Here is a 17,083-nt window from a genome sequence, read left to right on the forward strand (position 1 = left end):
ATGTAAGACGAAAAACCTTCGATTTTCGGGAGTACTCCCCATGAACACGCAAAGGCACCCCCAATCCACGCGATGGTGGTGGGGGTGCCTGTGTGCTTAACGACGTCCCTTAGGACGTTCAAGCTTCAGTGATTAGAACGGAAGCTTGATGTTCAGAGCCTGAGCAGCGGCCGGAACGGCAGCAGCGATTGCGCCAAGGACGCCGAGAACGATGGCAGCGATGCCCAGATTGGTCGGCTTGCCTTCCTCGGAAGACAGCTTGGCCTTAATGTCGTCGAAGGAGCTCTTCTCCTTGTTCTCCTCCGGCTTCTTGCCGTCGTCCGGCTTCTTGCCGTCACCTTCGCCAGGGTTGTTCTCGCCCTCGCCCGGAGTGGTCTCGCCTTCACCCGGGGTGGTCTCGCCCTCGCCCGGAGTGGTCTCATCCTCACCCGGGGTGGTTTCGTTGTCACCGCCGGTCTCGCCTTCGGTCTCACCAGCGTTGTTGCCGGCCTCGGTGATGGCGTTGATGGCGTCGTTGACGGTTACGTCAGTGTTCTCCTCCGCGTTGGCGGCGGTGGCGCCAGCCAGTGCGAGGGAGCTCGCCAGAGCGGCAGCGGTGAGGTTGCGGGAAATGCGCTTCATATTATTTCTCCTGGGAACAAATCGGGGACGTCTTATGAAAGTGAAAGCCGTCATCAGGCGATGTTCGTTATCGCTTACTGAATTCGACCTCCCACATGCTAACGAAGGTCGGAAAGGGATTGGGCAAGCTGTGAAAGGTTATATGGGTATTCCACGACAGCTGCCAAGGGCTTATCAGCGCGCAATAATGTTTGCTGGCGCGGTTGTGTTGCTACGAAAACGCGAAAAAAGACTGTATGGCGGTGGTGCGGTCGGGGAGAAAGCGTGGGGTAGGAGCCGAGGATGTTGACAGGCGTTACACAGGGGATCTGCGCAAGGTTCCGGCGGCGGAGAGTGCATTTATTGAGTGAAGCGCAACATATCGCCGTATTGTTATGAGGGAAGTCACGCATACGATACCCCTAAGGAGAACTCATGAAAGGGACAAAAGTCGGCGCGAGCCTCGCCGCTGTCGTCGCAGCAGCTGGCCTGACTGCATGCGGAGGAGACGGATCGGGTGGTGCGGCGGATGTTGATTTCATCAGTACTAACTCCACCGAACCCCAAAAGCCGCTCATCCCGGCGGACACCAGCGATGTGCCGGGAGCAACGCTCATCGACCTCATCTACTCGGGACTCGTGTACTTCGATGAGAATGGTGAGGTGCACAACGACCAAGCAGAGAGCATAGAGAAGACCGATGACGTGACGTACAAGGTCACGCTCAAGGAGGACGCGGTGTTCTCCGATGGCTCCCCGGTGCGTGCCCAGGACTATGTCGATACGTGGAACAACGCCGTAAAGAACAGCATGCTCTCTGCGTATTTCTTCGAGCCCATCAAGGGCTACGAAGAAGGAACAGAGAGCATGGAAGGGCTCAAGGTTGTCGATGAGAAGACGTTCACCATTGAACTTGATGAGCCCACGGCGGATTTCGAGACGCGTTTGGGCTATTCCGTCTTTTTCCCCATGCACGAATCAGCCTTCGATGACATCGACGCCTACGGCCAAAACCCAGTGGGAAGTGGCCCTTATAAGCTGCAGGAATGGAACCATAACCAAAATGCGATCCTTGTTCCCAACGAGAAGTATGAAGGTGACCGCAAGGCGCAGAACGATGGTCTGAACTTCGTGTTCTATGCCGACGCCAGCGCGGCCTATGCTGACTTGCTTTCGGGGAACCTGGATGTTTTGGACTCGGTTCCGTCCTCGGCCATGGCCAACTTTGAAACTGATCTCGGCGAACGTGCAGTGAATGAACCTGCTGCCATCTTCCAGTCCATCACTATTCCCGCAGGGGATGAGAACTTTAGCGGGGAGGCGGGGGAGTTGCGTCGACAAGCACTGTCCATGGCCATTGACCGCGACGAGATTACCCAGACCATCTTCCAAGGGACGAACACTCCGGCGGTGGACTTCACATCGCCCGTGCTTAACGACGGCGCCACGGACATTCCCGGCAACGAGGTCCTGACCTATAGCCCGGACAAGGCGCGCGAGCTGTGGGCCAAGGCGGAGGAGATGAAACCGTTTGAGGGGCCGTTCACCGTGGCGTACAATTCCGACGGTAGTCACAAGGAGTGGGTCGATGCTGTCGTGAACTTCATTCGAAACACCCTTGACATTGATGCGCAGCCAGCGCCGTATCCGGATTTCAAATCGCTGCGCGATGAAGTTACGAACAAGACGATCGAGGGTGCGTTCCGCACCGGCTGGCAGTCGGTATACCCCTCGCCGTCGAGCTTCTTGGAACCGTTGTATGCCACGGGCGCTGCGACTAACGACGCCGACTATTCCAACCCCGAGTTTGATTCGCTTCTGAAGAAAGCGGCGGCGGCAGCCAACGAAGAGGAGAGTGTTGAGCGGGTCAACGATGCCCAAGCGGTACTCATGAAGGACCTTCCAGCAATCCCGCTGTGGTACACCAACTCCACTGGTGGCTACTCCGAGCGTGTCGATGATGTGATCTTTACGTGGAAGTCGAAGCCGCTGTATTACAAGGTGACTCTGAAGTAGATCGATACACGTCCTGCTACGTGAAAAGCGCTCCTCAACGATTGGTGGTGAGGAGCGCTTTTTCTTGAGCGGGCGGAGCTGTTAGAAAGGCAGCTTGATACCCAGGGACTTTGCCACGCTCGGAGCGACAGCAGCGATGGCGCCGATGACGCCCAAGACAGCAGTGACGATGGCGGCAATGCCTAGATCGGTCGGCTCACCGTCCTTGGAGCTGAGGGCTTCATCGAAGGAGCTGGATTCATTGGTGCCGGTCGGCGCCTGCGAAGGGTCATCCGCTGGCTCCACGGGCTTCTCCGTCGGGGTGGTCGGCGTTGTCGTCGTGGACGTCGTCGAGCTCGGCGGGTTCTTGGCCAGGGATTCCTGGATTTCAGCGGCTGCGGTGTCCTGCTTGCCACAGGCAGAGGCGTCGTCCTTGGCAATCGCCATGACCTCGGCGCGGTTCAGGGTCAATTCTTCATTGTCAGTGGCGCGCCAGAGTCCGAATTCCTCCTGCTTGAAGGTGTGCTCGGTGTCCTCGATGGTGGTGGTGAACTCTTCGGCTGGAGCCCAGCAGAAATTGATCTCGGTAGCCGAAGTGTTGGTGGCGTTTGTGGTGGACTCGTCGGCGGTGGCGATGGTCGAGCCAATAACACACAGAGAGCCTGCCAGGGCGGTGGTGGCGAGAGCGAGTGAAGCCTTCTTCATGGAATTCTCCTAGAAATAGAGCGAGGGAAAGTGAAAGCTGTAAAACCCTTGGTGTACAGGGGCTATTCAACTATATTAACGCTACCTCAAGCGTTAAAGCGAAATGCGGTTAACGTCTGAAAGATCACTTGCGGTGGGGCAGCGTGGGAGCGCGATTAGTTGATGGGCGCAAAACCGCGAGAACCGCGTTTCTCCAGGCTCTTCAAGGTAAGGCCTGGAGGCACGCGGGGAACGCGGCGCAGGGACTCTTAGATAAAGAACTTGCGGCGGGCGGCGAAAGCACCAGCTGCAATCATGGCTGCGATGGCCAGTGCGGCAAGACCACGAGCAACGGTGTTGGAACCGGTCTCAGCGGAGATACCGCGCGACTGTACCTGGGACTTCTCGGCGGTGCTTTCGGCAACCTGACCACCCTGGGCGATGACCTCGTCCTTGTTCTCCTTGAGCAACTGCTCGGAAGCGGCCTTCTCCTCGGCGCTCGGGGCGTTGCCCTGAGAGTCCTCATTAACCGGGGCTGCTGGATCCTCGGCGGGGTTGTCGGCGGGGGCTTCCTTCTCCTGCAGGCGCTCCCAAGCGGCCTGTGCCTGTTCTGCGGTGAGGGAGACGGAGCCCAGCGGATTGGTGCTCTTGTAGGTGCCGTCGGCCTGGCGCTGGTAGGTAGTGCCATCGAGTTCGAAGACGGCCGGGGCCGGAATCTGTGCGGAGGCAACGGCGGTGCCGCCCAGTGCGAGGGAGCCAGCCAGTGCGGCTGCGGTCAGGGTGCGGTGGATGCGCTTCATATGTTTCTCCTAGTGGGTTTGTGAGAGGGAGTCCATCAGACCAGAACCACAATAGTCACAATTTTCACATTAGTCACAGGGGTTACGTGAAGATGTTCCGTAATTTATGGGAGATGTGTCGTGCTGATCTGGGGCAGTGTTCGATGAGCGTGAAGTATAAGTTGTAATGTAAAGGGGCTGGCTGTTTAGTAGAAGAGCAGGTTCTGGTGGGGGCTGCTGGTTGTGGGGTGTTCGACAACGACCTGTCAAAACGGGTACCCCTGTACGGGGGTTGAAAAGTACGATTGAGCGCTAGCTTGCGGCCGGCTCAGGTGCGGTTGTTACGCCCTCAAACTGCCAGCCCACCACCGCGTTGCGTACTGCAGAAGCCAGTGGGTTGGCCGGCTGAATGCAGCTGATGGTCAGCAGGCGGCCCGGTTTGGCATCGGCGCCCCAGATACTCTCGTCCTGCTCAAGGCCTTCCTTTGAAGGATCGTGCAGATCCGTGGCTATATACACCAGCCACTGCTCGCCGGAGTTCTGCGTGCGCAGATACAGCTTGTCGCCCACCGCGGCCTTGTGCTCATCGGCGCGGCCGTCGTAGAGGTTATTGAATACCGCCGGCACACCCGCGCCCGTGTGTCCAGCAATGACCACGATGTCCGGCGAGTCCGTACCAGGAAGCGTGTAAGGCTTATCGTCCGCGGTATAGGTGCAGGCCTTATTCATGGAGTCCGGGTTGATCTTATTGTCCTTAACCCTGCAGGAGCCCTCCTCGAATTTTGCGCGCACATCAATCGCTGGGATGTACATCTCCACCGCGGGGGAGGGCTCGATGACGGTAGCAGGCTCCGTTGCTACTTCTGTGGGCTGCGGTGCGGGTGTGTCTGGTTCCTGATTGAGCTTGAGCGCGGCGATAATGCCGACCAGCACCACCGCCACAATGGCTACGAGGCGGAGGCCACGGCTGTCGCTGGGCTTGCGATGGCGCGCTGTGACCTGGTTTGACCGGCGTCGTGGGCGGTTGGGCTGCTGCTTGGCGACGGCCCCCGCGCGGCCGTATGAGGAGCGGCTTCGGCGGCGGGCGCGTTCTGCGCGGAGATCGATGCGGATTCCCTCTTCCGGCAGACGGTAGTTATCGCGCCGCGCCGAGTAGCGAGAATCCATGGTGTGCTCCTGAGGGATAGATGATTAGAAAAATACAGTACTACCCGACGGCAAGCTGATAGCGCAGCGCATAGGTGATAAGCCAGTGGGTGGACATGAAGTGGCCGTCGACAAGCTGCGGACGCGCGCTGGCCACCAAGGCTTCGGCACGCGGCAGGGCCGAGGCGTCGAAATGCTCGGCGAGCTCAACAATCATCCACGCCCTTGTGAGTGCCAGGCCGTAGAGATGGGCTAAGCGGCCATCGGTCGGGTCGAGCACCTCCGGGATGTCAGTGAGAAAATCCAGTGCTTCGGCGCGGTGGGGGAGGAAACCGTCGAACCACTGCGGGAAGTCCGGGAGAACGCGCGACATGAGCAGAGCTTCAGATAATCCGTTAGAGAGGAAATCGTGCCCGGACAGCTCCCACTCGAGTGGGTAGTTGCGGTCATCGCCGAAAAGGCGAACCGCAGCCTTGCGCACCGAATCCGCCAGCGAATCCTGCCCGATCTTCTCCGCGGCCTCGAGGATGAGGAAAAGGTTGAAGGCGGTATTGGAGTGCATGCCGTGGAGCACTGGTTGGTTGAGTGAACCGAGCCAGTCGTGGCAGTGCTGCGCGGTGAGCTCGACGAGCTTGTCCATCGATTCGCTGGGACGGATGGAGGCTAGTTGCAACAGCCAAGCGCGCCCGTAGGGCATCTCATACCCGGGGTGTTCGACAAGGTAGTTGTATTCGATGGTGAGGGCTTGGGGGCTGAGGCGATCGTCGAGAAGCGTGGCAAGACTGGTGGGAGACTTGGGCCCGAGCATGGTATCCAACAGCGCCCCGGAATACTGCATGTGGACGCTGGAATGCCAGTCGAAACAGCCGTAGAAACTGGGGTGCAGCTCGCGTGGGCGCACGGTGCAATCATCAGCTGAGCTGCTCGTGTGGTGCATTGCGGCGGGAAATTCGCGCTCGAGGGCGTCCACAATTGTCTCCGCCCAGGTTTTGGCCCAATTCTCTAGCGTGGTCATGCGTCAAGTATGACAGAGACCCCGGACATCTATCACGACCTGCAGCTTCGTGGTTGTGTGCTACAGGGAAAGTGCAGCCTTCAACTGCGGGAGGAAAAACTCTGCTGCTTTAGCAAGCCCAGCCACCGCCGCGGTGACGAGAGCAACGACGCCACCGGCTGCGAGCAGGGAGAGGCGCTTTTCTTTCGCGTCAATCTGTTCAAGTTCGTGCTCATGCTCGTCGCGCAGCGCGTCTTTGACGTTGATATCCATGTTGAACTCGCCCCATGCCTGGGAGGCGGACCGATATTCCTCTTCGGCTGCTTTTATCTCTTCCGCTGAAGCGCCGGAGTTCTTTAGCTCTTCCAGCTTGAGGCGGGCGTCTTCAGCGTTCTGCCACATCTCTTTAGCCCGGGCTTCATCTTCTTCAGATGGCTTGTACTCTTCGGCCTCGTCTGCCTTGCTGCTAAATGCGCTGAAGCAGTCTTCGCGCAAGCACCGAGAGGATTCCACGTTGAGCTCCTGTGCCGTCGCAGTAGGAACCGCTACGAGGCCTGCGGCGATGACTGTTGCTATTCCAAGGCCGGACCGGCGATGCCACGAATTCATAGAAGTCTCCTTCAATAGGGAAAGTAGGGAAGCGGCTTTACTGTATCGCGGGACGCGTCCGAGCGCTGAAAAATGGGAGGGTTCTGTTGGTCAACAAACCATTCTTTCCTGACTGTATAGCCAGAATTCGGCTGGTAATTGTCGAGGCAGTCGAACAAGGGATCGATTGTGTGAGTTATTGTCTTAGCTTCTTTCTAATGTGTAAAGCAGACATCTGAAGCGTTGGGGAATCGGTTCATTGTGGGGCGAAAGGGTGTCCACAGCATAGGATGCAGTTCACAGAAGAGGACTGCTGCACAATTCACGAGGGGGAGCCATGAGGTTCTTAGAACAAAAGCCGACAACTTTTAGTAAAGGGCAGATACATCGAATAGGCAGTGCGCTGCGCGCTGGGAAAGAGTTCGATGAGGGGCTATACCGGCTCATATTGGTTCAACAGTCTGCCTTATGCGACCATCTTGAGTCCTTGGCCGTATCAGCATTGAGTAAATCGGGTGTGCCACTGGAGCGTTCGACAAATGCCGTTGTGGAGCCGGATTCGAATCGTTTCTTCGTAGGATCGAGGGTTAAGACCCGGCCAGTGCTTGTTGAGAAACTAAGGAGAATGCCGAGCTTTCCGCTGGAGAGCATCCAGGATTTTTCGGGAGTGCGAATGGACTTTGATGTCTCGCTTTCGGAGCAAACAAAAGTCGCTGAAATACTTGCCCAAGACCTTGAAGAGCAAGGCGCTGCTCGCGTCAAAATTCAGGATATGAGAGAAAAGCCGCACTCTGGGTATCGGGCGATCCATCTGCACATTTATTCTCCGGCAGGCCGTGCCGAGTTCCAACTACGCACAGCACTCCAATCACGATGGGCCAACCTCTACGAACTGGCTGGTGACTTATACGGTCGGGGCATTCGATACTTGGAGTTTGGTGAGCAAGTACCGCGGCAATTCAATACCCAGGTCCGCTCACTCCATGAGCTTTCAGACGTTGTGTACAAAGTGGAGAGGTATTTCGATGCGCTTTCCCCTCCGTTTGCCGAGCATATCCTCGAAACAGTAGGGCTGCGTGAAGCCCGTTTATTGCGGCAAAAGACTTCTACGATGTTGGATAGATTCATTAGTCGGCTCGACAAGAGATGGGCAGACGATGGGTCGGAAAGGAGCGAATAGCATGCCGGCTTTTCTCATCAAGTATCACCGCCCGACGGGTGCATTGAATGTTACCGAGTTTGGAACCTTGACTGAGGCAACTCTTGCCCGTCATGACCTTGATCAAATCAACGATGACCCCGATGTTGAACTCGTTGCTATTGGTGCTACGAACTTGGAATCCGTCCGGCACACGCATGCGCGTTACTTCTTCCGTGAGAAAACCGCGCCGCCGTACCCTTTTGTGGCTTAAGTCCGGCGGCTCTGAATAGCGCAGTGAGAAGAGATTAGCTGCGCAGGATCTTCTCCATGGCCTTGCCTTTGGCGAGCTCGTCAACGAGCTTGTCCATGTATCGAATGTTTTGTATCAGCGGGTCCTCGATGTCCTGCACCTTGTATCCGCAAACGCTCCCGGTGATAAGTGAGCGGGACGGGTTGAGATGTGGTGCCTGTTCGAAGAATTCCTCGAGGGTGACCTTCTCCTCTCGCGCCCGCTCTAAGCCCTCAACTGAATAGCCAGTGAGCCAGGAGATAACTTCGTGGAGCTCGTTGACAGTCCTGCCTTTGCGCTCTACTTTGTTGACGTAGTGCGGGTAGATGTCGGCGAAGGGCACGGAAAAGATGCGGTGGGACATAGGGGCGCAGTATATCCATTGTTGCTGGTTTAGCCGTGCCACAGCGTGGAAATGGGCATTGCCCATAGGTTCTTGCCCATTGGTAGGACGTCTTTGCCCGTATACAGGACGATTCCTGCGCGGAAGGAAGCGCCTGCAACCTGCTGAAGATAGCGCAGGCCGGCAAAGTCTTTCGGCTGGATCGACATCGCAGCTTTGACTTCGATGCCAACGATGTCCCGGGATCGCGATTCCAATACGAGGTCCACTTCTTTGCCAGTGGACGTACGAAAGTGGAAGAGGCGATAGTCAATCGAAGACCAGGCCTTCTGCTTCAAGAGCTCGTTGGCGACGAAAGCTTCACAGATACCTCCAGTGATCGTGCTGGAGATATTCATCTCCAAAGCCTCTGGATCGAGTCCTGCAAGGCTTGTAGCAAGTGCGGTATCCGAAAGAAAGACCTTGGGCTTAGAAATTGCCCGCTTCTCTAGATTGGTTCCCCAAGACGGCAACTGGTTGAGCAAGAATACGTCACTCAATGCAGTCACATAGGTAGGGACCGAGCGTTGAGGAATATCGAGCGCGCGCCCAATGTGTGCAGCTACAAGCTCCGCAGTTCCTTGTGCCGCCAACTTGTTGAGAAGATTGCTCAAGCGGTCGGGGAATTGAATGCCGTAGAGCTCGGCAGCATCCTTCGACAGTACTCGTTCAATGTAGGCGTCGAACCAGCGGTGCTGTCGCCGCCGGCTAGCATCTCTAAGCCCTGGGAAACTCGGTGTGCAGAAGAGCTGAAAGTAGTCACTCCGGGAAGGAGTAAACGTGGGATTCAGCCCTGAATCCCCTAATGACCACACCCGTCCGGCAAAGTCATCGTAGATGCCCAAGCGTTCACCCACGCTAAGGCCGTGAAGGCGGATTGTTTCTGCACGGCCAGCGAGCGACTCTTCAGCTCCTGTGAGACTGAGGAGATTCGACGACCCGGTGAGGATAAAGCGTCCTGGTCGTCGATCTTCTTCGAGTGCGCCTTTGACTGCGCGAAAGAGCTCGGGCGCGCGTTGAATTTCATCAATTGCTAGTGTCCCCTCGGGGATCTGCCTGACAAACCCGTCTGGGTCCTCTTGTGCAGATGCCAGCGAAGCGCTCTCATCAAGATTAAAGAACCTATGCTCTTTATCTTCGAGCAATTGATGAACGAGGGTGCTCTTTCCTACCTGGCGTGCGCCAGAAATGGTCAGCACAGGCGTATCCGACAGGATTTCCTCCGCCAGATCTTGTGCGTTTCTATGTAGAAAAGAATCAGTCATGACAGTCAATCTACCTGCGATGTTGCGGTTCTGCAAGGCTCTCGTTGCCGTTTTGCAAAGAACTCATTGCCATTCTGCAATTCCCGCGTTGCCGTTCTGCAAGGGGGCCGTTGCCGTTCTGCAATGCTTGCGTTGCCGTTCGATCACGCTATGAAACGCTGAAAAGAGGGCACCCCTCAGCCGTCGTAAAGCAGCGCGAGGGGTGCCCTCTGTGGCGGGGCCTGGGGGAGGTGAGCTAGTTCAGTTAGTTCCAGACGGGGCGTCGCCAAGCTGCAGCTCGGAGTAGCGCGCCTCCGGAACGGTGGCGGAGTAGGGCTTGCCCACAGCCTCCCATTCCTGATCAGCGTTGCAACGTACGTCCTGGCCGTCAGTGTCGAGCATGGTAAAGCCCCACACCAGCTTGCCCTGGGAGTTCGCCGGCAGCGTGTACGGGCCGACCTTTTGGTCAAGCTTCCAGTGCTGCTCGTGAACGTAGGTGAAACCGTAGGTCTGGGTGAGCACCTTGGCCAGCTCGTCTTCGCCCTTGATGGAGCCGGAGATCTCGATCGTCTGCGTGCGCGCTTGGGTCACGGTGTGGCTGACCGGAACGGGCTCATCGTTGCGGTTGGCCACGCTGGTGGCATCCGTCTGCTTGAACCAGCGGCGGGTGGCGGTGACATAGGTGCCGTTCTCACCGGGTGTTGCGCAGTGAGTGCCCGGCTTGTGGTCCTCATTCCAGCGCTGGGGCAGCTCGAAGTCCCCGCCGAAGTCCGCGGCGTGGGCAACGGGAGCGGCCGCCAGCAGGCTCAGCGCAGCGAAAGCGCTCGCGGCAGTGCGCGCGATGGACTTCTTCAGCACGACTTAGCCCCAATCGTTGTTGTCGCGGGTGGAGACCTCCACGTGGCGCTCCTTCGGCAAGGTAGCGGTGAAGGTCTCACCGTTGGCCTGCCAAGTGTTATCGGAACCGCAGATGGTCTTCTGGCCCTCAAAGTCGGAGACAACCCAGCCAGCGCGCATGACGGCGGTCTTGCCCGGGGCGATGTTGTACGGGCCGACCTGCTCGCCGACCTCGTAGGACTGGGAGTCGGTGTAGCTGGAGGAGAAGGTGAAGTTGATCAGATCCAGCAGCTTGAAGTCCACGCCGGCGGAAACGTTCCAGGTCTTGGTCTTGGTTTCCTTGATGGAGCGGGTCACCGGCAGCGGCTCATCGTTGTAGTTGGAGATGGTCCAGGAGCCAGCGGAGCCGTCGAAGTAGGTGCGCTTGATCTCTACTGTCTGGCCGGTATCACCCGGGTTGGTGCAGTGCTCACCAATGGTGGTCGGGTTAGCCGGGCCCAGGTCACGTGCCGGAAGAGCGTTGGCGGCTGGGGTAGCGATCAGGCCGCAGGCGATGGCCACGGCGGCGGTGGTGGAAGCAATCTTGGTCTTGAACATGTGGGTGTACTCCTTGGATGAAAAGTAGGGAAGTGCTTAGTAGATGGTTTGGGTCGGAACAGGAAGGTTGCGGTACTCCTCCGGGGTGACGTCCTCGGTGCGAGTGGAGCCGTCCTTGCCCGTGATGGTGGCCTCCGCCCAGAAGCCGCTGGGAGCGGTGGTTTGCTTGTAGTTGGAGGTCAGGCTGTATTTTCCGTCCTTGCCGCAGTGGATTTCGCGGTAGTTGATGCGGGTCATGGTGGTGCCGTACTCCACGCGCACGCGCTCACCAGGGGCCAGGTCGATGTGCTGCAGCTCGGTTCCCACCGGCATGTAGGCGCGCTTGACCGCGCCGACGGATTCCAGCCAGCCCTTCGGAATATCGCCGCGGTTGCCCTGCCAGTTGGTGTAGGGGGCGTGCTCCGCGCCGACGACGAAGTCAGTAACCGGTGCATACTCATAGTCACCCTTGGACCAGTTGAGGAAGTCCGTGGAGTAGCCCGGCTTGCGGAAGGTCGGCGCCACCGCGGTGATATCCAGCGGGTACCAGGAGCTATCGCGGCCCTCGCAGGTCTCGCCCTCCTTGGGCCAGGAGGGATCGCGCTGCAGTTCCTCGGAAGGCTGCATGATTTCATCCTTCTTCGGATCCGCAATCTTTTCCAGACTGGGGCCAGATACGGAGGTGTAGTTGCCCTCGATGGGCTTGGAGTTCGCGCCCGGGGAGCGGGAAGGGATCTCCATGGCCAGGTCCGAAACGGAGCCGTCCGCCTTGATGATGTAGGCAAAGGCATAGCGCTCGGCCGGGCCCTTGCCGCGGATGACGTTGGCACCCGGCATGTTCTCTAGGCGGTCGTCGTTACAACCGACGAACATAGAGATGAAGTCCTTTTCCATCACGCCGTATTCCACGCGGAAGGACTCGCCCGGCTTGAGCGTGATAGGGCCGAAGGTTTCCTTCTCCTGCCAGCCGTTGCTTAGCTTCAATCCGATATCGGACTTGGCCGTGGTGTCCCACCCGGAAGGCATCGTGGCCTTGGAGTTGGCTTCAATCTTGTGGTTGGTGCCCGTTTCTACCGAAGCGGTATAGGGCACTTCTTGGTCAGTGGTGTTCTTGAACTGCAGGGTACCGTCGCTCAAGTAACGGCGGCCGGTTTCGGCAAAGTGCCACTCGGGTGTGGCGTTGTCTTCGCCTGCTGCGCTGCAGCTCTTGTAGAGGTTAGTAATGGGGTAGGCCTGTGGCATGGGCGGAATGTCGGCCGCCTGTGCCGCAGGGGTAATGCAGGCCGCGGCTGCCGCCAGCGGTGCAAGCGCACGCAGTCCCTTAATAAGCACCTGTGTACCGTCCTTATATTTTGTTAAAGAGTAAGGAAAGATTCATAAAATCTGGGTACATCTTAGGAGGCGCTGGGTAGTCCGGCAATAGGTTTGTGCGGGCCTTCAAGGAAAAGTTAGGGGTGTAAAGTAACTTCCTTCCAGCCTTTTGACCTTTCGTTCACAAACTTGTGATTACCCAATATGGAGGGTAGTCGCACGCCGGGGAGGCGGCTTTTGTTCTTAGAACAGGTCCCAGATGGTAATGCCCAAAATGACTGAACCCAGGGCAAAGACAAAGTAATTCCATGGGTCATTCCGGAATTTCTTGTACTCCTTGACCTTGTGAAACATGTACACCGGCAGCAAGAAGATGAGAATTGCATCAAACACGCCGCCCACCAGGTAGATGAGATTGAGAATCGGCGGATTAAACACGGAGACCGCAGTGCCGGTGATGAAAATGAAGACGTAGACAATGGTTAGCAATGTACGTCGGTTGACCCGGTTTGCTGTACGCGGAGCCAGCAGGCCAACCATGTAGGCGGTACCTTCTTCTGCGCCGAGCATTGTTCCAAAGTAGGAGGTCACGATGGCGAAGATGACAATTAATGGGGCCAACACGGCCAGCGCGTGAACTCCGGTGACATTGGCAAAGTAGGACAACACCGGAATGTTTTGCTCGGAAGCCTCCCGCATACCGTCAGCCCCCAGCGCCAAGACGCATGACCAGACAAAGAACATGGTGAAGATGACCAGCAGCGCGGCCGTGTAGAGCTCAATGCGCGAGACTCGCTTTTCGGTGTTCTTGCCGTAAGTGGATTGCATGTCCACTGACATTTGCGATAGCGCCGCCATGTGGGAGAAGGAGAAAGCCAGCACGGGGAGAATAAGAACGGCGCCGAGCAAGATATTTGGCCAGCTTCCGTCTTTGTAGTCCACGTCCAGGAAGGAATGAAAATCCCACTGGGGGATGAGGTAGATCGACGTTGCTGCAAGCGAAATGATGAGCGGATAAACCAGAATTTGTGCCAACCAGAGCATGGGTTTGCGCCCGATGGCGAAAATTCCGGTGAGGGTGCCCACGCACAGCACCGAAAGCACCCAGCGGTTGATGGAAGGTCCATGGAGCTGGTTAACAATGAAGCTATCAATGGCATTTGTTACGGAGATGGCATAGATGAACACCGTGGGGATGTTGGCCAGGGAGTACATCAATGCCACGAACAAACCTGTGTTGCGTCCAAGGTACTTGCGCACCAGTTCCAAGATGTCCAGCCCGTAGTCCTGGGCAGGGGCGCCGGCGACAATGCGGGCATAGGTTCGGTGGGAGAAATACACCAAAGGGAAAATGATCACCGTGGCGAAGGCGAGCGGCCAGAAGCCAAAGGCTCCTGCCTGTAGCGGCAGAAAGAGGATTCCGGCACCCATCGCGGTGCCAAAAAGCGCAAGAACCCAACTCAGCGCCGTGCCTTCGGACTTCGGTGGTGTGCTCGCAGACTGTGTGGAATCCCCCGGGTCGGTGGTCTGTGCAGTGGTGTCGGCTTTGGACGAAGTCATAAAATACTTTCTAGTAATCGACGGCCTCGCGGACAATTGGGCAGGTCATACAGTGCCCGCCTCCTCGGCCGCGCCCCAGCTCTGCCGAGCCGATCTCCACTACCTCAATGCCGGCAGTCCGCAGCTTCTTGTTGGTGTGTTTGTTGCGGTCATAGGCCACCACCACGCCAGGTTCAATGGCCACGACGTTGTTGGCATCATCCCACTGCTCACGCGCGGCGGTATAAACGTCCCCGCCGGTTTCAATGACCTCGAAGCGTCCAATACCGAGCGCGGTGGCAACGACATCGAGGAAGGAGTCGGTGGGCAGTTCGACGTCGAAAGGCGCCGTGCTTGTGGAGGGATGCAACACGATGGGCCGGATGGTGTCCACAACCTTGGGGTAGGCAGTGACCTTATCGGCATCCAGGAAGGTGAGCACGGTGTCCAAGTGCATCGAGGCGCGGTCAGCGGCCATGGCGGCGATGATGATCTTCTCCGCCGCACCTTCCTCGAAGAGCCGCATGGCCAGCTGACTCACGCCCTGCCACGTGGTGCGCTCGCCCATGCCGACCAGCACGATGCCCTTACCAATCGGCATGATGTCTCCGCCCTCCAGAGCCGCCAGCCCCGGCTCTTCATCGGTATTGCCGTACCAGAATTGGAAATCTGCTTGCGCAAACCGCGGGTGATAGTTGTAGATAGCCCGGGTCAGCAACGTTTCCTGGTGGCGTGCCGGCATGCGCATGGGGTTGAGGGAGACCCCACCATAAATCCACGCCGAGTTATCGCGCGCGTACTGTGTGTTGGGCAGAGGGCGCAGCGCAAAAGCGGACGGCCCGTAGACCTCACGCATGGCGTCGATGGTTCCGTGGCCTAAGCCCTTCGGGATTTCGGCGAAGGGCAGCCCGCCGATGAGAAGTTCGGCCAGGCGTGCCGTGGGCATCTCATTGAACCAGTGGCGCAGCTCGCCACCGATGCCCGCGCCGACGTTCTTATCCAGCAGCTTGTAGTCGAGGATGAAATCCCGACCGCCCGGGGTGTCCAGAGTTTCTTCCAAGAGCTTGTGCATCTCCAGCACTTCGACGCCGTAGCTGCGCAGCTGGGCGACGAACTCCGCGTGATGCTTCTTGGCTTCGTCGACCCAGAGGACATCGTCGAAAAGCAGCTCGGCGCAATTGTTGGGAGTAAGCCTTTCGTGCGCGAGCCCCGGCGCACACACCATTACTTGGTGAAGCTTGCCGACCTCGGACCAGACGCCCAATGGGGGAGTTGCCATCTGAGTGAACCTTTCTTTGCGTGCGGTGCACCGTGTTAGTCACGTGGTAGTGAGAGGTGGCACCGCAAGAGGTGATTGTGAACTAGGTGACAATTCTAAGATAAGTTTGAACTTTTTCAAGCTCCCGCCAGTGAGGAAAAGGCCACGTAGACGCAGGTTTTGCGGCTGTGTGCATACTATTATCCGCGTTTATTCACACGGTCCTGGCGTGCGCATGGTGCGGTTTCACGCCACGCTTGCCGACGCCCCACCCCTCCACCACTGCGACAACACCCGCGCTGGCAGGGGCGGCATTGCCTGGTGAGCTAGATGAATAATTTTGAAAGGAATGGAAACTCTGCCCGAATAGTAGAGAAGTAAACGCGTGGGGGTAGTTGTGGCGTGCAGTCTCCGGGGCGAGCGTGTGCTCACTATTGGGAGTCGAAGTCTTCGGCTATGAGACTCGCTGCGTGCTCGCGGAGGTAGTCGCGTAAGTACGGCAAGGCGAAGTCGACTTCGCCGTGGCCCGTGGTGGTGATCATTTCGGCGTCGAGAAGCCGGCGGCGATAGTTGCCTACATAAGAATCAGTCTTATTGAAGCGTGCCTTGATATCCGCCATCTTGGAAGGGCCATCGCTTTGGGCCATGTAAACCAAAAAGCTTCGGTCGACGGGGGAGAGATCCGAGAGTGCGGGCTCATGAACAAGTTGGCCGAGCTTGCGCTGTGCTGTTGCAACTCCGCGCCGGGCAGCGTCGACGGAGATTTCGGCGCCTCCATCCGACGTGCGTTCCTTTTCCCTGAATGAGCACTGGCCGACTAGCTGAATCATGAATGGATATCCATGGCATGCCTCAACCGCGGTATCCAATGCATCCTGTGACCATGAGGTGGCGGCGCTGTGAAGGGGCTCGGCAAGTGCTTCACGAACATCCGAATCGGAGACCCTGCCTAGCTCAATGCGGTTGGCGCGGCGAAGAAAGGTTACTGGATTGGCGTCACCGCGACTGTTCAGCTTTCCGGATAGCAACGGTCTAATTGAAGATGGGATGCCTGCCATGACAACGGAGATGTCTTCACCTTCGCGAACCAGATGTTGAATCGTGGCGCCGAACTCTATGAGCTCTTGGCTTCGTTGGTGGTGCATTTCATCCAATGTCACGAGCACACCACCAGGCTCCTGGCGGGCTTTTCGGTCAAGCTCACGTTTATAGGCCAGTAAATCCTTTAACGCATTACGTAGCGAGTACGTTGATTCCGCAATGGCTCGCGTATCCCAGTTGAGCCCGCCTCCAATGCCGAGGATGGAGACGTTGAGGCCTTTGAGCTGCTTCCTGTCTTTAGTCAAGAGTTGAATGATGCTGCTGCGCAAGCGTTCAACGAAACCGGCCGTTGCAGTGTCGCTGAGGGTGAGCCAACCGCGCGTGAGTGCTTCGTCTTCGAAGGCGTTAAGAAGGACTGTCTTTCCGATGCCGCGAGGGCCGATGATGAGCGAGATCCTCTCATGGGCGCCGGGGCCCTCATCGAGCGCGAAACCGAAATCACGAATGGCATCACTGCGGCCAACCAGCAATGGGGGAGTGGCGCCGAGGGTAGCCGTAAAAGGGTTGGTGTGTTTCGGATTCATGGCACTCACTCTAGACCACAAAGCTTTTGAAGTCTTGTGAAGTTTATGAAGTTTTTGAATTTTTTGAAGTTTATGAAGAGCTGTGAAGTTTGAAA

Annotated in this window: 17 protein-coding genes; 3 read left to right on the plus strand and 14 right to left on the minus strand. The window is 57.5% G+C overall.

What is annotated here, in order from left to right; genetic code table 11:
- Nucleotides 1–132: 132 nt before the first annotated feature.
- A complete protein-coding gene (locus HMPREF2932_RS11865; protein ID WP_071410210.1) occupies nucleotides 133–621 on the minus strand; it encodes a hypothetical protein in 489 nt (162 codons plus the stop codon).
- A gap of 414 nt (nucleotides 622–1,035) precedes the next feature.
- Between HMPREF2932_RS11865 and HMPREF2932_RS11870 the strand changes: the two genes are divergently transcribed.
- A complete protein-coding gene (locus HMPREF2932_RS11870) occupies nucleotides 1,036–2,616 on the plus strand; it encodes a peptide ABC transporter substrate-binding protein (protein ID WP_071410211.1) in 1,581 nt (526 codons plus the stop codon).
- Between the two features lie 81 nt (nucleotides 2,617–2,697).
- On the opposite strand, the gene HMPREF2932_RS11875 is transcribed toward HMPREF2932_RS11870, so the two are convergent.
- From HMPREF2932_RS11875 to HMPREF2932_RS11895, 5 genes are all read right to left on the minus strand, one after another.
- Nucleotides 2,698–3,300, minus strand: a complete 603-nt coding sequence (locus HMPREF2932_RS11875; protein ID WP_071410212.1) for a hypothetical protein — start codon at nucleotides 3,298–3,300, stop codon at nucleotides 2,698–2,700.
- Between the two features lie 248 nt (nucleotides 3,301–3,548).
- Nucleotides 3,549–4,079, minus strand: coding sequence for a hypothetical protein (locus tag HMPREF2932_RS11880; RefSeq protein ID WP_071410213.1), 531 nt, complete (start codon nucleotides 4,077–4,079; stop codon nucleotides 3,549–3,551).
- A 291-nt stretch (nucleotides 4,080–4,370) separates the two neighbouring features.
- The gene (locus HMPREF2932_RS11885; protein WP_071410214.1) at nucleotides 4,371–5,225 is read right to left on the minus strand and encodes a sortase family protein; all 855 of its coding nucleotides are present in this window, start codon (nucleotides 5,223–5,225) and stop codon (nucleotides 4,371–4,373) included.
- Between the two features lie 40 nt (nucleotides 5,226–5,265).
- Nucleotides 5,266–6,219, minus strand: a complete 954-nt coding sequence (locus HMPREF2932_RS11890) for a DUF2891 family protein (RefSeq protein WP_071410215.1) — start codon at nucleotides 6,217–6,219, stop codon at nucleotides 5,266–5,268.
- A 60-nt stretch (nucleotides 6,220–6,279) separates the two neighbouring features.
- Nucleotides 6,280–6,807, minus strand: coding sequence for a hypothetical protein (locus tag HMPREF2932_RS11895; protein ID WP_071410216.1), 528 nt, complete (start codon nucleotides 6,805–6,807; stop codon nucleotides 6,280–6,282).
- Nucleotides 6,808–7,123: 316 nt separating this feature from the next.
- Here HMPREF2932_RS11895 and HMPREF2932_RS11900 point away from each other — a divergent pair, with 316 nt between their 5' ends.
- Both HMPREF2932_RS11900 and HMPREF2932_RS11905 read left to right on the plus strand, forming a co-directional pair.
- Nucleotides 7,124–7,966 carry a RelA/SpoT domain-containing protein gene (locus HMPREF2932_RS11900; protein WP_084739033.1) on the plus strand — a complete coding sequence of 281 codons (843 nt, stop codon included), beginning with the start codon at nucleotides 7,124–7,126 and terminating at the stop codon, nucleotides 7,964–7,966.
- Between the two features lies 1 nt (nucleotide 7,967).
- The gene (locus tag HMPREF2932_RS11905; RefSeq protein WP_070517199.1) at nucleotides 7,968–8,198 is read left to right on the plus strand and encodes a hypothetical protein; all 231 of its coding nucleotides are present in this window, start codon (nucleotides 7,968–7,970) and stop codon (nucleotides 8,196–8,198) included.
- Between the two features lie 34 nt (nucleotides 8,199–8,232).
- Here the strand turns inward: HMPREF2932_RS11905 and HMPREF2932_RS11910 are convergent, their stop codons facing one another.
- From HMPREF2932_RS11910 to HMPREF2932_RS11945, 8 genes are all read right to left on the minus strand, one after another.
- Entirely contained in the window at nucleotides 8,233–8,580 is a 348-nt protein-coding gene (locus tag HMPREF2932_RS11910; RefSeq protein WP_070517200.1) for a DUF2200 domain-containing protein, read from the minus strand.
- 29 nt (nucleotides 8,581–8,609) lie between these two features.
- Nucleotides 8,610–9,863: an ATP-binding protein gene (locus tag HMPREF2932_RS11915; protein ID WP_070517202.1), complete on the minus strand. Its 1,254-nt coding sequence runs from the start codon at nucleotides 9,861–9,863 to the stop codon at nucleotides 8,610–8,612.
- A 240-nt stretch (nucleotides 9,864–10,103) separates the two neighbouring features.
- Entirely contained in the window at nucleotides 10,104–10,700 is a 597-nt protein-coding gene (locus tag HMPREF2932_RS11920) for a hypothetical protein (RefSeq protein WP_071410217.1), read from the minus strand.
- 3 nt (nucleotides 10,701–10,703) lie between these two features.
- Nucleotides 10,704–11,276, minus strand: a complete 573-nt coding sequence (locus HMPREF2932_RS11925; protein ID WP_070517209.1) for a hypothetical protein — start codon at nucleotides 11,274–11,276, stop codon at nucleotides 10,704–10,706.
- A 36-nt stretch (nucleotides 11,277–11,312) separates the two neighbouring features.
- On the minus strand, nucleotides 11,313–12,587 hold the full coding sequence (locus HMPREF2932_RS11930) for a hypothetical protein (protein ID WP_070517212.1): 1,275 nt from the start codon (nucleotides 12,585–12,587) through the stop codon (nucleotides 11,313–11,315).
- Nucleotides 12,588–12,809: 222 nt separating this feature from the next.
- A complete protein-coding gene (locus HMPREF2932_RS11935; RefSeq protein WP_071410218.1) occupies nucleotides 12,810–14,126 on the minus strand; it encodes an amino acid permease in 1,317 nt (438 codons plus the stop codon).
- Nucleotides 14,127–14,136: 10 nt separating this feature from the next.
- Complete coding sequence (locus HMPREF2932_RS11940) at nucleotides 14,137–15,384, minus strand: arginine deiminase (RefSeq protein WP_071410219.1); 1,248 nt, start codon at nucleotides 15,382–15,384, stop codon at nucleotides 14,137–14,139.
- 410 nt (nucleotides 15,385–15,794) lie between these two features.
- Nucleotides 15,795–16,988, minus strand: a complete 1,194-nt coding sequence (locus HMPREF2932_RS11945; RefSeq protein WP_084739035.1) for an ATP-binding protein — start codon at nucleotides 16,986–16,988, stop codon at nucleotides 15,795–15,797.
- Nucleotides 16,989–17,083: the final 95 nt, after the last annotated feature.

It is taken from the genome of Corynebacterium sp. HMSC074H12 (genome assembly GCF_001813755.1).
GTDB classification, from domain to species: Bacteria; Actinomycetota; Actinomycetes; order Mycobacteriales; family Mycobacteriaceae; genus Corynebacterium; species Corynebacterium hiratae.